We start from the raw sequence: 14,863 nt of genomic DNA, 5'->3' as shown, positions 1-14,863 counted from the left end.
TAAAAAAACAAGGGGGCAAAATGCCACCCTTGTTTTGATTATCAAAGATAATCACTCTTTTTTTCTTTGCAAATTGCTGCCGCAATAAAAATAGATAAGGAATGGGTGTGCCGACTGAGTCAGCCTTACCTATGCTTATTGGATTACTTAGGTAAATGTTAGCATTTAACGCAAAAAAAACAGCCGGGAGGTTGCATCTCTGCATTAAAAAACTAGGCCTAAACCGCCATAAAACAATGCACAAAGACCAAAAGTACAAACTTAATTATAGTCAAATTTATGCTTGATGTCAATTGAAAGAAATGGGTATTGATAATTTCGCAAGATTCCCTGTATAATAGATAAAACAAAAAGGAAATAGGAGTTGATTGTATTATGAGATACGAAGGAACGGTTTACAGACCTCCTAGTGAAGCAGGAAGTTTGATTATTCAGCTTACCATAGGTTGTGCAAGAAATACATGTACATTCTGCAATATGTACAAAGATAAAAAGTTTCGTATCCGCCCTTTGGAAGAAGTGGCGGAAGATTTGGAAATGGCAAGAAATTATTATAACCGCGTGCACGTACGTCGTATTTTCTTGGCAGATGGGGATGCATTAATTGTTAAAACAGATGATTTGCTATATATTATTGATAAATGCCATGAGTATTTCCCAGAGGTAGAGCGTATTTCTGTTTATGGTGCACCCAAAGATATTCTAAATAAAACACCTGAAGATTTGCGTCGATTAAAAGAAGCGGGCTTGGACATGGTTTATATGGGACTGGAAAGCGGTTCTGATGAAGTTTTAAAGGATGTAAAGAAAGGTGTCACTGCTGCGGAAATGATTGAGGCGGGGAAAAAGGTAAGAGAGGCAGGGATGGTGCTTTCCATGACTGTTATTTCTGGCTTGGGCGGTAAGAAATATTGGAAGGAACACGCATTGGGAAGTGCAAAGGTTATCTCTGCAATTAAACCGGAGTATGTTGGTTTCCTAACTTTAATGGTTGAGCCTGGTACAGAAATGTATGACCAGCTTCATAGAGGCGAGATTGAATTGATGGACCCTCAGGAAGTTTTGGATGAAACAGAGTTATTTATTCGTAACGTAGATGCGGAAGGAACCGTGTTCCGCTCTAACCATGCATCCAACTATACTGCATTGGGTGGTACGTTAAATCGGGATAAAGAGAAAATTTTGGCGCAGATTGAATCCAGCCGCCGTCGGAGCACATTCCGTCCCGACAGTTATAGGGGAATCTAAGTGTGCAAGTAAGGAGACGGTAATATGGCGTGGCTGGGATTTGTCACCCTGATAACCATATATTGGTGCTTATTTCTTTCCGTTACCTCTGGTAGATGGGGCTGGCTGATGATATGTATTTGGCTCATGCCTATTTTTGCAATGACCATTACTTATCAAAGTGGGATGGAAATAAACGGATTAATGGTATTGATTTGTATTGTAATGCTATTGGTTTGTCGGAGAGGGTTATTGGATGTAAAAATGTGGAATACAAAACTAAGAAAGCGGCATAGTATCATTTTTGCTACACTATATGTCGTTTTGTTTGCCATGTTTTTATATTCTTTTGCAGAGGCGCAGATTCAAGGATATATGTTAAATATTCAGGGGTGGAAGAGTGATCACGGAAGCGTTTGGTCGATGCTTTTGACGCTTGTTCCCATGTTGGTTTTAAATTGGGTGTTTACCCAAATGGTATTTACAACTATAGATAGGCTTTATTATAAGAAAAAGGACTTAACCCTGCTTGCTTGTCAATTTTACATTGCCAGCGAAAGTGGGGTGGAAAGAGGCCTTGTTAAGGGGTATTTTTTAGAGGGAATACAAAATGGTGTTACCTATCACTTTAGAATGACCCGCCGCACCTTCCATATGTTACAAAAAGAGCCGGTTTTAAAGCTACAGACGAAAATAGGTCTTTTTGGTGGACAGTATGTAACAGAATTGGATACTTCTCAATATTTAAAGCGAATTCGACGAATGGATCGGCGAGATACTAAGTTAGGTATATTAGGTTGTATTTTGGTGGCGGCATTTGGCATTTGGCTATTTTGGTTTCAAATCTAATATTATTTTACAACATATCCTTTTTAGAAGTATTCATAAAGTAGAGAATCTTAATCATCTTCATTTTGAAGATGATTTTTTTTGAAAAATGAGAGGCGGTAAAATGCAAACAGAGTATCTAAGGTGAGCTCAAAATTAATTGCTTCCCTTAGTGTTATTATTTTAGGTAGAAGTGGCGTAATTTCGTTGAAATCGTCTCAATGTTTTTTAGGAGCAGAAAGCATGGAATTTCTTTCTCTTTCATATGTTTGAAGGAGAGGGAGTGAGACTATGGCAAAGAGAATTTTGGCAATCCTAATGGGTTATATTATATTGGCGGTTGTGATCCTCCCGCTATTTGTTACACTGCTTTGGAGTGGGTTTTCCAAGGAAGAAGTCAAGGAAGCAAAATCTCTGGTTGGCATTGAAGATGTATTTCCCTCAGAACTGGAGGAGTACATTGTGGGAGTCGTCTCTGCAGAAATGCCAGCATCTTTTCCCGAAGAAGCACTAAAGGCACAAGCTGTTGCTGCTCGGACATATCAAGTCAGAAAAATGCAAGAAGTAGGCACAGACGAAGTCCTTTATGATGTAGGACAAGCCTATTGCTCTATCCAAGAGCAAAAGGAAAAATGGGGAGAAAGTTATATTGAAAATGCAAATAAAATCAGAAAGGCGGTAAAGGCAACACAAGGTGAAATTATGATTTATGAGGGAGAACCAATTTTGGCTGTCTTTCATGCTCAAAGTGCGGGGAAAACAGAGGCATCGGAAAATGTTTGGACCAGTCCTCTGCCATACTTAAAAAGTGTAGATAGTGAGAAGGATAAAGAAGCACCCAACAACCAATATACCTACACCATTGCTGCAACGGATGCTTGGGAAAAAATGGGTATATTTGGAAAGTTAAATCAGAGTGCTGATGATTTGACATTCTCTAATATAAAAAGATCCCAGGCGGGATACATACAAAATATTGAAGCAGGGGGCATAGAGTTAACGGGAAAAGAGGTGCGAGAGGCCTTGGGACTCCGTAGCGCAAACTTTGAAGTGGAACGAAAGGGGAATGATTTTATTTTTGTCACTCATGGATATGGACATGGTGCAGGAATGAGCCAATATGGGGCCTCTTTTTTAGCACAAGAGGGTAAGGATTATCGGGAAATTTTATGTCATTATTATCAGGGAATTTCCTTCCAAAACATTGCATAAAAGCCCAAAAGGCTGGCAACAATAGCCTTGGAGGTGCTAAATATGAAAAATAAGGATAAAAGAACAGCAATGTGGACCGCAACAATATGCGGATGCTTGTGCTTATTGGCAGTAGGCGCAGGCGTTGTTTGGCAAGCAATGGACTTTAAAGAAACTCTGCCACAAACGTCACAATCTCACGCAATGGAGAATCAGCCAATTGAGGAGGATTTGCAACCTGTTACCATGGCGCAAACGCCTACGGTTGACGAAACCAAACTACAACGAGAAAAGCAGAGCAATGACGGTGGAGAGGCTCCGGCGACAAAACAAAGCCCTACCTCACAAGCTACCACTGGCGCAGAGCCTGTATTTTCTTACCCTGTTCAGGGGGAAATTGTAATGCCTTATAGCGTAGATTGTGCAATTTACGATCCTACTTTGAATCAGTATCACACCAGTGATAACGTAAGTATTTCTGCAGAAGCGGGAACAGCGGTGTGTGCGGCAGAGAAGGGAAAAGTAAAAGAAATTACAGAAGATGAAGAAAGAGGCAATAGCGTTGCCATTGAACATGACAACGGTTGGCTGACTACATACAGTCAGCTGGCGGATGATATTTCCGTTCAAGTCGGTGAGGCTGTAGCAAAGGGACAGGCAATTGGTACAGTAGGAAATCCTACAAAATATACTGTTGCATTGGGGAGTCATGTTGAATTTGCAGTTGCAAAAGACGGCGAAACAGTTGATCCTGAAAAGGCAGTTCAGGAATGATGTGTTGTGCCTATGGAGAAAAATATAGTTGGAATCATAGTTTTTTACAAAAATGCCTTTACGAACTTTTAGAAAACAGCTACAATGAACTATAAAGGGTTACAAGCTGTTTCCGAAGATAGGGGGGTATGGATATGCAACGTTTTTCTATCGTAAAAGGAGATATCGTAAAGGCAAAAACAGACGCTATCGTGAATGCAGCGAATACGTCCCTTTTAGGGGGCGGAGGTGTAGATGGTGCCATCCATCGTGCAGCTGGAGCAGAGCTCCTGGAAGAATGCGAAGCCATTGGCGGATGTAAAACCGGAGAAGCGAAAATTACAAAGGGTTACAGACTGAAAGCGCACTATGTGATCCATACGCCAGGGCCCATTTGGCGTGGCGGCAAGTGGAAAGAGGACGAACTTCTTGGGAGTTGCTATAAAAATTCATTGCTTCTTGCCAAAGAAAATGGGGTGAAAACCATTGCGTTTCCATCCATCAGTACAGGGGTGTATCGTTTTCCTGTTGAGCAAGCAGCCAGAATTGCAGTAAGCACAATTTGCAACTTTTTACAATCAGATTCCTCCTTTGAACAAGTGGTTATGGTATGCTTTGATGAAGAAACAAAAGAGGCATACTTGAGGGCTTTTGAGGAATATCAGAATAAACAGCAAGATTTATAAAATCTTTTCAAAAAAAGATTGAAGTGAATATTTTTTTTAGCAGACAGCACCCAGCAAGTTGTCTGCTTTTTTTTATGGATTTTAAAAAATATGAATTTAGTATTGTTTTGGTGGAATGAAAAAAGCTAATTCAAAAGGGAAATATTAATGAATGAATGGTTGCAATTGGGGTTATGTTGACGAGATGTCGAATCGTACAAGATGGAACTTTGTGAATAATGTGGAAAACTTCTTATCTTTTTCCACAATAAAAACCCTTATATTCTAAGTTATACACAAAGTTATACACATTATCCACAGGGACAAGTAGAAGCATCCTGTAGAAAAAAACAAGAAGTGTCTTGTTTTGTCGAAGGTGAGTAATTTTAATTTAAGACAAAAAAATCTATAAATCGAATATTATAGAAATGGAAACTTTATTTCCGTAAACCGAACAGAGAGAAAATGCACTATTAATAGAATTGTATGGCACAAAATGACATTAATAATAAAAAATATAAATTTTTTTGTTTTTTTTGCATCGTGAAAGAAGGGTTTTTCTTCTTGATGTAGAATTATAATAAGTATATAAAAGGAGTTTGCTTTTATATATCCTCTCTTTTCAATGAGAGAGGGAAGAAACAGGATCCTGAAAAGGGATCACGAAGGGAGTTGTTGTTTATGTTATATAACATCATCGGAAAGAACATTGACGTATGGGACAAGACCAAGGAATCTGTGGAACATAAGATGGATCGCATCGAAAAACTTTTTCCTGCAGATGCAGTAGCTACCATTACCCTGAGTCTGGAGAAACTTGTTTCAACCGTAGAAGTGACGATTCCTATGAACAAGAGGATCATTCGTGCAGAGGTTAGTGATTCAGACATGATGGCTGCCATGGACAAAGCCGTTGACATTCTGGAAAGTCAAGTAGTGCGCTACAAAAAACGTATGCGTACCAAAGTGCGCCAAAATGCAGAAAGCTATATGGCAGAATATCAAACAATTCTGGTTCCCGAAGAAAATTTAGACGAAGAACCGCTGTACAAAATTGAAAAAATCAAACATTTCGAAGTAAAACCTATGGATGCCGAAGAGGCAGTAATGGAAATGGAGTTGATTGGTCATAACTTCTTTGTTTTCAGAAATGGTCAAACAGACGAAGTAAACGTGGTCTATAAAAGAAAGAACGGGTCTTATGGATTAATTGAACCCGAATTCTAATAAAACCTACAAACAGGGGTGATATTTCATCCCTGTTTTTTAATGTAAGGAAAAAATGGGCAAAAAAACATCGAATTGGATACCTGTTTATGATATGATGAAGAACAGAAAGATTGGGAATAGTATTGGAGGATAAGCATGGCAAAATTATATTTTAGATATGGTGTGATGGGAAGTTCCAAGTCTGCACAAGCCCTAATAACAAAATTCAACTATGAGGAACAGGGCATGAGGGTTTGGCTCTTGAAACCTTCACGAGATACTAGGGATGGCCTAAACGTGGTAAAAAGTAGAATCGGTTTGGAGCAAAATGCAGAAGCCATTGATGAATATGTAGATTTGTTTGCCATTTTTAAGCAAAGGGAGAAGGAATTCTTCGAGGTGATCATCGTAGATGAGGCGCAATTTTTATCTCCTGGGCAGGTGGAACAGCTTAGGGATATAGTGGATACCTATAATGTTCCTGTTTTTTGCTTTGGTCTTAGGACTGACTTTCAAACAAGGCTTTTTCCTGGTAGTGCAAGGTTATTGGAATTGGCAGACTCTATCACAGAGCTAAAAACAGTATGTGCCTGTGGAAAAAAAGCCACAGTGAACGCTAGATTGGATCAAAAGGGGACCGTTGTTACCCAAGGAGAGCAAGTTTATTTGGGTGGGAATGAAAGTTATCGACCAATGTGCTATCGTTGTTGGAAAAAAGCAACTAAAAAGGAGATAGAGTGATGACGAAAAAGGAATTTTTTGATTTTGTCCATGTGGCAGAAAATTTAAAGGATAACACAAGGCACTCTGTTACAAGCAAAGGCAGACCGGAAAGTGTTGCAGAACATAGCTGGCGAGTATCATTAATGGCCCTTTTGCTGGAGGACGAAATTGTTGATGCAGATTTTAATAAAATCATTAGGATGTGTATTCTCCATGATTTGGGAGAGGCTATAACAGGAGATATTCCGTCATTTCTAAAAACAAAGGCGGATTCTGCCCATGAAGATGAAATGGTATTTCGTTTGATGGAAACTTTGCCTCAGCCCCAAAGGGATAAGTTTTTATCTTTGTTCCATGAGATGTTGGCCCTTGAGACGAAAGAGGCAAAAATATATAAGGCTTTGGACAAGCTTGAGGCGGTCATTCAGCATAATGAAGCGCCCCTATCTAGTTGGCTTCCCTTAGAATATGGGTTGAACCAAACCTATGGCATGGTAGAGGCTGAAAAAGCAGATCCGACGCTTTTGCAATTGCGATTAGAAGCAGTAGAACATACAAAAAGAAAGATAGAAACAGAACGTTTTTAAACCCAAAAACGGGGGTGGTTTTATTCTTATGATAAATGAAAAAACAAAGCGTCTACGCCTATCTAATATGCAAATTGTTGCTATGGGTTATTTTTTGGTTGCAGCTGTAGGAACAATATTACTGTTATTACCCATTTCCTCGGTGGAGGGAAACACTTCGTTGTTGCAGGCTATGTTTACTGCTGTTTCCGCATCTTGCGTAACAGGCCTTGTCGTTGTGGACACAAGTACCCATTGGACTTTGTTTGGGCAAGTTGTCATTCTAATATTAATTCAAATCGGTGGTATGGGGTTTATGACCATAGGAATACGGTTTATGCTTTTGATGCGCCACAAGATAAGCCTGAGAGAACGTGAGGTAATGGTGGAAAGTATTAATGCCAGTCAATTGGGGGGCATTCTTACCCTAACCCGAAAGATTGTAGCAGGGACTTTTTTGGTTGAGTCTATTGGGGCTTTGTTATTGGCAATTCGCTTTATCCCTGAATTCGGCTTTGGAAAGGGCTTGTTTTATAGTGTGTTTCATTCTATATCGGCTTTTTGTAACGCAGGATTTGATTTAATGGGTGTAAAAGCACCTTTTCATTCTTTGGTTTCTTATGGTGATGATCTTTTGGTTAATATAACTATTATGTCTTTAATCATCATTGGTGGCATAGGATTTTTGGTTTGGGATGATATATACCATCATCGTTTGAGATGGAAACGATATTACTTACACACAAAAATTGTTTTAGCTTGTAGCGCTGTTTTGGTATTTGGCGGAGCAATGCTGTTCTATATTTTAGAGGGCAGAGCCACTGGTGCAGAAGTGGGTTTCAAACAAAGTGTTTTGACAGCTTTATTTCAATCCGTTACGTGCAGGACGGCAGGCTTTAATACCATTGATACGGCAAGTTTAAGTGAGGGTAGCAAAATATTATCCATGTTATTGATGTTCATTGGAGGTAGCCCTAGCTCAACTGCTGGCGGAATTAAAACCACCACTATTGTTGTTTTGGTATTGTATATGATTTCAGGTGCAAGGCGTGTTGGGCAAGCCACTATTTTTGGTCGAACCTTGGAGGTTGATGCTTTGCAAAAGGCGGTTTCTATTTTTACAATCAACCTTGGTTTTGCATTAATTGGTGCACTGTGCATTTGTGCAATTCAGCCTTTGGCAGCTACGGATGTGCTATTTGAGGTGTTTTCGGCCATGGGCACTGTGGGTATGTCCACGGGAATTACCAGAGAATTAACCACAGCCTCAGCTTGTGTGATCACGCTGTTGATGTTTTTAGGGCGTGTAGGAAGTGTATCTTTGGCAACTGCTTTGCTAGAAAAAAAGGCAAAACCACCAATTACGTTACCCACGGAGAAAATTATGATTGGATAAAGGTGAGAAAGTATGAAAGCATTTTTAATCATTGGCATGGGTTCTTTTGGTCATCATTTGTGTCGGAGTTTTGCAGGACAAAATTGTGAGATTATGATAGTCGATCAAAACCCAGAGAATCTAGAGGATATGCTTCGTTATGTCACTAGTGCAAAAATTGGTGACTGCACAAATCCAGATGTGCTGCGTAGCTTTGATGTGGCCTCCTTTGATGCTTGCTTTGTATGCATGGGCACTAACTTTCAAAACAGCTTACAGATAACAAGCCTTTTAAAGGAGTTGGGGGCTAAAATGGTTTATAGTAAAGCGGATGAAGATATACAGGCAAAATTTTTACTGCGTAATGGTGCTGATGAGGTAATTTATCCGGAGAAGGATGGTGCTGAACGTATTGCCATTCGGGCCAGCTCCGACAGTATTTTTGATTGTATTGAGATTTCTGGTGATTTTTATATTATGGAGATTCAACCTTTGCCAGAGTGGATTGGAAAAACAATCCGCCAGTTAGATTTTAGAAATAAATATCATATGAATATTATTTCAACCAAAATAGGAGATCAAATATTTCCCATGCCGGGAATTGACCATCCCTTTCGCCCAGAGGAGCATCTTATGGTATTGGGACACATTGACGACATTAGAAAGGTCATAGAATGATGAATTGATTTTGTTATTCCATCCTGGTGATTGGTTCTAGGGAGGCTTTTGGTTTTATCTGGAACAATTTAATGATACCCAACGTCTAATATTCGGAAGCATTTCCATAATTTAAATAAGTTTACGGAAGGATTTGCTATAAAATTTAAATCTTTGTTAAGAACCCCCGAATTAGGCAAATTATCCTTGCCTACGGGGGTATTCTAATGTTAAACTATGAGAATGTAAAAGTCTGCCCGTTTTTGGGCAGCAAGAAAGAATGAGGTGGACCAGATGGGTTTTTTAGAAAAAATATTCGGCAGTTATAGCGAAAAAGAGATTAAGCGCATCACGCCAATTGTTAAGAAGATCGAAGCGTTAGCTCCTCAATATGAGAACTTGACAGACGAGGAATTGAGAGGCAAAACACAGGAATTCAAAGAACGATTGGCAAAAGGCGAAACTTTGGACGACTTACTGCCTGAAGCATATGCAGTAGTACGTGAAGCGGCTTCCCGCCCTAATGTACTAAATATGCGCCATTTCCCCGTGCAGTTAATGGGTGGTATCGTTATGCACCAGGGACGTATTGCCGAAATGAGAACAGGTGAAGGTAAAACCTTGGTTGCAACTTTATCTGCATACTTAAATGCATTAGAAGGCAAAGGCGTTCATGTTATTACTGTAAACGATTACTTGGCACAGCGTGACTCCCAGTGGATGGGGGAAGTATTCCGATTCCTTGGCTTAACCGTAGGCTGTATTTTAAATGGTTTGGACAACGATGAAAGACGGGCAGCGTATGCTTGTGATATTACCTATGGTACAAACAATGAATTTGGATTCGACTATTTGCGTGATAACATGGTGGTTAGAAAAGAAAGCATGGTGCAAAGAGAATTGCATTTTGCTATCATCGACGAAGTTGACTCCGTTTTGATTGATGAGGCAAGAACTCCTTTGATTATTTCCGGTAGCGGTTCAAAGTCTACTGACTTATATCGTGTTGCAGATATTTTTGTAAAACAGCTGAAAAAAGGCCGTATCTTAAATGAAGATGAAGCAATGAATCCCTTGCTGAAAGAAGAGTTGCAAGAGGAAGGCGACTTTGTTTTGGATGAAAAGGCGAAGTCTGTTGTATTGACTCAGGAAGGCGTGGAAAAAGCAGAGAAATTTTTCTCCGTAGATAACCTTTCTGACCCAGAAAACTTAGAGTTGCAGCACCATATCAATAATGCGCTAAAAGCAAATTACAATATGCACTTGGATAAAGATTATGTTATTGCAGAGGGCGAAATCGTTATTGTAGACGAATTTACAGGCCGTATGATGCCTGGCAGACGTTATTCCGATGGTCTGCACCAGGCAATTGAAGCTAAGGAAAATGTGCAGGTAAGAAGGGAAAGCAAAACCCTAGCAACCATTACATTCCAGAACTACTTTAATAAATATACCAAAAAAGCTGGTATGACTGGTACAGCAAAAACGGAAGAAGAAGAATTCCGCAATATTTACGGTATGGACGTTGTGGAAATCCCCACAAACCGACCTGTGCAGAGAAAAGATATGCAGGATGTCGTATATCGTACAGAGGCTGGTAAGTTCCGTGCTGTTGTAAAAGAAATTGCTGAGGCCCATGCAAAGGGTCAACCCGTTTTGGTTGGTACAGTTACCATAGATAAGTCCGAGGAATTAAGCAAGCTGTTGAAAAGAGAGGGTATCAAGCATCAGGTATTAAATGCTAAGTATCATGCGCAGGAAGCGGATATCGTTTCCCTTGCAGGACAAATGGGTGCGGTAACCATTGCAACCAATATGGCAGGCCGTGGTACGGATATTAAGCTGGGTGAAGGCGTTGCTGAAATCGGCGGTTTGAAAATCATTGGTACAGAAAGGCATGAATCCAGACGTATTGATAACCAGTTGCGTGGCCGTGCAGGTCGTCAGGGTGACCCTGGTGAATCTCGTTTCTACATTTCTTTGGAAGATGATTTGATGCGCTTGTTTGGTGCAGAAAAAACTATGAAATTGGTAGATGCCATGGGCATGAGTGAAGATGAACCCATTGAAGCTGGTATGTTAACAAAGGCAATCGAAAATGCACAGAAGAAAGTGGAGGGTAACAACTTCGCGATCCGTAAGCACTTGCTGGAGTATGACCAGGTTATGAATGAACAGCGAGAAATTATTTATGGTGAACGCCGCCGTGTATTATATGGCGAAGATTTGCGGGATAGTATCATTGGCATGATTCGTCAGGTTGTTGGTCGCTGCATAGATGCCCATATTGGTGATGAACAATTGCCAGAAGATTGGGATATGGCATCCTTTAGTGAGCATTTTGCTGCTATTATTCCTGTGGGTAAAATAAACATTAAAGAAGATGCTTTGGCAGAAATGACCAAGGACAAGTTAAAAGAAAATCTAACCAAGCTTGGAGAGCAGTTATATCAGATGAAAGAAAAGGAAATCGGCGAACCAGAGCGTATGCGTGAGCTGGAAAGAGTCATTATGCTTCGAGTGATCGATCAGAAGTGGATGGATCATATCGATGAAATGGATCATATGCGTCAGGGTATTGGTTTACATGCTTATGCACAGAGAGATCCTTTGATGGAATACAAATTTGCAGCATATGATATGTTTGACGAACTAAGCCGTAACATTCAAGAAGATACATTAAAAATTTTGTATCGTATTCGTATTCAGACTGAAGTGAAAAGAGAAGAAGTAGAACAGCCTATGTTTACAAACAAGGATGATTCCGCTGTAAAACAGCCTAAAAAACGTAGCGATGAAAAAGTTGGTCGAAACGATCCTTGCCCTTGCGGTAGCGGAAAGAAGTATAAGCAGTGCTGTGGTAGATAAAATTTCATTTGGAGGGATGATATGAATAAAATCATAGAAATACCCTTTCCCATACCTTTTTACACCCAAAGGGTGACTGAGGAGAGCTGGGAGACAGATGGTTTTTTGGATTTTGAGGAAGGTTTAAGCTGGGAAATGCGAGGTTGTGGCATAGCATCCTTAAGAATGGTCATCGATGGTTTTTTGGGGCAACTAGGTAAACCTTGCTGTGAAGGACAGGGAACGATGATTCATAAAGGCATTATCCAAGAGGCTTATAAGCCAGGTGTTGGTTGGATTCATCAGGGCTTGGCCAATATGGCGGTAGACTATGGACTTATGGGTATTACCCATAGAGGAAAGAGTGCCTTAGACATTATGGCAGAGATTTTGGAGGGGGTACCTTGTATTATTTCAGTATCTCCCCGATTTGCTGGGGGAAAACCTGATGATGAAGGTAACATTTTTCAAAAAGGTGGACACTTAGTGGTTGCCTATGGCTGTAAGTTTGATGAAGAGGGAGAGTTGGTGGCTTTTTTGGTACATCATCCATCCTGTTTTTTGGAATATAATTGGCAGGCGCATTGGGTATCCATTGAGGAATTTGAGGCGTCGTTTTCTGGTAATTATATTGCGTTTGGCAAAAAGGAATTCTAAATTATTGGATACAACGTTAAGTTTATCAATATAAATTCAATTTAAAGGAGTTGATTTTTAAATGTTCGAGTTAGAACAGATCCGTCTTGGGCTTTCTGCTTACGACGAAAAATTAGAGGAAATGGGGGCTTCACTTTGACGTCGCTTGCGCCAAGGAGAAGATAACCGAGTTAGAAGAGCTTTCTGCTGACCCTGAATTTTGGTCGAATTTGGAAAAGAGTCAGAAGACATTACAACAGTTAAAAGCATTGAAAACAAAGGTGGGTAGATATGAAAATCTAGTTACCACCTATGAAGACATCCTGACATTAATCGAAATGGGTATTGAGGAGCAGGACGAAAGTGTTTATGAAGAAGTAAAAACAATGCGTGATACCTTCGAGAAGGAATACGACGAGTTGCACATTGCCACAATGCTTGATGGCGAATATGACCGTAATAATGCCATTGTTACCCTTCATGCTGGCACAGGTGGCACCGAGGCTTGTGACTGGACTAATATGTTGTTCCGTATGTATAGCAAATGGGCTGCAAAGGCAGGTTATGAAGTGGAAATCTTGGACATGCAGGATGGGGATGAAGCAGGGTTAAAATCTGTTACCATTCAGGTCAACGGAGAGAATGCTTATGGTTATTTAAAATCAGAAAAGGGCATTCACCGTTTGGTTCGTGTTTCACCTTTTGATAGTTCTGGTAGAAGACATACATCTTTTGCATCTTGCGATGTTATGCCTGAAATTGAAAACGACAATGAAATTGAAGTAAAGGCTGATGATATCCGTATCGATACCTATCGTGCCAGTGGTGCCGGTGGTCAGCACGTCAATAAAACTTCTTCTGCCATCCGTATTACACACTTCCCTACGGGTGTTGTGGTGCAGTGCCAGGATGAAAGAAGCCAGTTTAGCAATAAAGAAAGAGCATTTAAAATGCTGAAGAGTAAGCTCTTGGCTTTAAAGATCGAAGAGCAGATGCAAAAACTTGCTGAAATCCGAGGGGATATTAAAGAAATTGGTTGGGGCAGCCAAATACGTTCTTATGTATTTATGCCATACACCATGGTAAAGGATCATCGTACAAGCGAAGAAACAGGTAATGTAGGCGCAGTGATGGATGGCGAAATCGACAGCTTTATCAGTGCATATCTTGCTTGGATTCATAGCTAAAGGAGAGAGCTTTGAAAGAGATCAAGATTACCAAAAACGAAGAAAACCAAAGGCTGGATAAATTCCTGCTAAAATATATGAATAAGGCATCAAAAGCCTTTATTTATAAAATGCTACGCAAAAAGCGTATCAAATTTAATGGAAAAAAAGCAGAAGGAAATGAGTTGCTCCAAGCGGGCGACTCCCTTTTGCTGTATCTTTCTGAAGAAACAATTGCTTCTTTTATGGAGGTGAAAGTAATCGCTGAGGCTAAGCGCCATTTCGGCATTGTCTATGAAGATGATGATATTTTAGCAGTAGCCAAACCTGCGGGACTTTTGACACATCCGGAAAAAAGCGATGATAAGGACACGTTAATTGATCAGGTATTATTTTATCTTTACGAAAAGGGGCAGTATGTTCCTTCGCCTCAGTCTGCCTTTACCCCAGCGTTATGCAATCGCTTGGACAGAAATACAAGCGGAATCGTGCTAGCGGGCAAAACCCTAAAAGGCGTTCAAGGGTTGAATGAGGCCATCCGTAACAAGCAGGTAGATAAATACTACCTAACGATGGTAAAGGGTGAGGTAAGAAATGCCGGTGAAATTTCCGCCTTTCTTTCTAAAGATGAGGGGAAAAATCAGGTTAGAATATCAAATGAGGCAGGGATAGATGGGAAGGAAAGCATTACCCGTTACCGTCCGTTGGCATATAACAATGGTTTTACTCTTGTGGAAATTCACCTAATTACAGGAAAGACCCATCAAATTCGTGCCCATATGCAGTCGATAGGTCACCCTGTTGTAGGAGACCGAAAATATGGAGACTTAAAGGTAAACCAGCAATTTAGGCAAGATTTTGCACTGTCAAATCAGTTTTTGCATGGCGCAAAATTAGTTTTTTCTGACACAAGGGGGTCATTGGCCTATTTAAAGGGAAAAACGCTAGTTGCACCATTACCTAAGGTTTTCCAGCAGATTGTTGAGGAAATTTTTGGGGAAGACGTGGAGTTAGATTAAA

Annotated in this window: 14 protein-coding genes; all 14 read left to right on the top strand. The window is 40.2% G+C overall.

Annotated features, from left to right (window positions below):
• Positions 1 to 375 precede the first annotated feature (375 nt).
• Positions 376 to 1,248, top strand: coding sequence for a radical SAM protein (locus ABVZ64_RS03220; RefSeq protein WP_352399615.1), 873 nt, complete (start codon positions 376 to 378; stop codon positions 1,246 to 1,248).
• A 24-nt stretch (positions 1,249 to 1,272) separates the two neighbouring features.
• Positions 1,273 to 2,076: a hypothetical protein gene (locus tag ABVZ64_RS03215; RefSeq protein ID WP_352399614.1), complete on the top strand. Its 804-nt coding sequence runs from the start codon at positions 1,273 to 1,275 to the stop codon at positions 2,074 to 2,076.
• Positions 2,077 to 2,346: 270 nt separating this feature from the next.
• A complete protein-coding gene (gene spoIID, locus ABVZ64_RS03210) occupies positions 2,347 to 3,267 on the top strand; it encodes a stage II sporulation protein D (protein WP_352399613.1) in 921 nt (306 codons plus the stop codon).
• 42 nt (positions 3,268 to 3,309) lie between these two features.
• A complete protein-coding gene (locus ABVZ64_RS03205; RefSeq protein ID WP_352399612.1) occupies positions 3,310 to 4,020 on the top strand; it encodes a peptidoglycan DD-metalloendopeptidase family protein in 711 nt (236 codons plus the stop codon).
• 134 nt (positions 4,021 to 4,154) lie between these two features.
• Positions 4,155 to 4,685, top strand: coding sequence for an O-acetyl-ADP-ribose deacetylase (locus ABVZ64_RS03200; RefSeq protein ID WP_352399611.1), 531 nt, complete (start codon positions 4,155 to 4,157; stop codon positions 4,683 to 4,685).
• Between the two features lie 660 nt (positions 4,686 to 5,345).
• Positions 5,346 to 5,891 carry a ribosome hibernation-promoting factor, HPF/YfiA family gene (gene hpf, locus ABVZ64_RS03195; RefSeq protein WP_352399610.1) on the top strand — a complete coding sequence of 182 codons (546 nt, stop codon included), beginning with the start codon at positions 5,346 to 5,348 and terminating at the stop codon, positions 5,889 to 5,891.
• Between the two features lie 138 nt (positions 5,892 to 6,029).
• The gene (locus ABVZ64_RS03190) at positions 6,030 to 6,614 is read left to right on the top strand and encodes a thymidine kinase (RefSeq protein ID WP_352399609.1); all 585 of its coding nucleotides are present in this window, start codon (positions 6,030 to 6,032) and stop codon (positions 6,612 to 6,614) included.
• Complete coding sequence (locus ABVZ64_RS03185; protein ID WP_352399608.1) at positions 6,614 to 7,183, top strand: HD domain-containing protein; 570 nt, start codon at positions 6,614 to 6,616, stop codon at positions 7,181 to 7,183. Before ABVZ64_RS03190 ends, ABVZ64_RS03185 begins: the two co-directional genes overlap by 1 nt.
• Before the next feature lie 28 nt (positions 7,184 to 7,211).
• A complete protein-coding gene (locus ABVZ64_RS03180) occupies positions 7,212 to 8,558 on the top strand; it encodes a TrkH family potassium uptake protein (protein WP_352399607.1) in 1,347 nt (448 codons plus the stop codon).
• 12 nt (positions 8,559 to 8,570) lie between these two features.
• Positions 8,571 to 9,215: a potassium channel family protein gene (locus tag ABVZ64_RS03175; protein ID WP_352399606.1), complete on the top strand. Its 645-nt coding sequence runs from the start codon at positions 8,571 to 8,573 to the stop codon at positions 9,213 to 9,215.
• A gap of 273 nt (positions 9,216 to 9,488) precedes the next feature.
• Positions 9,489 to 12,062, top strand: a complete 2,574-nt coding sequence (gene secA / locus ABVZ64_RS03170) for a preprotein translocase subunit SecA (protein ID WP_352399605.1) — start codon at positions 9,489 to 9,491, stop codon at positions 12,060 to 12,062.
• A 21-nt stretch (positions 12,063 to 12,083) separates the two neighbouring features.
• Positions 12,084 to 12,698 carry a cysteine peptidase family C39 domain-containing protein gene (locus ABVZ64_RS03165; RefSeq protein WP_352399604.1) on the top strand — a complete coding sequence of 205 codons (615 nt, stop codon included), beginning with the start codon at positions 12,084 to 12,086 and terminating at the stop codon, positions 12,696 to 12,698.
• A gap of 61 nt (positions 12,699 to 12,759) precedes the next feature.
• Positions 12,760 to 13,864 (top strand): peptide chain release factor 2 gene (gene prfB / locus ABVZ64_RS03160; RefSeq protein WP_352399603.1). Its coding sequence is split into 2 segments (ribosomal slippage): positions 12,760 to 12,834 and positions 12,836 to 13,864, totalling 1,104 coding nucleotides; the frame shifts between segments, so codons are not numbered across the junction.
• 11 nt (positions 13,865 to 13,875) lie between these two features.
• Complete coding sequence (locus ABVZ64_RS03155; protein WP_352399602.1) at positions 13,876 to 14,862, top strand: RluA family pseudouridine synthase; 987 nt, start codon at positions 13,876 to 13,878, stop codon at positions 14,860 to 14,862.
• The last annotated feature ends 1 nt before the right edge of the window (position 14,863 follow it).

Source organism: Anaerotignum sp. (genome assembly GCF_040307045.1).
GTDB lineage: Bacteria > Bacillota > Clostridia > Lachnospirales > Anaerotignaceae > Chakrabartyella.
This window is presented reverse-complemented; position numbering and strand designations above follow the sequence as displayed.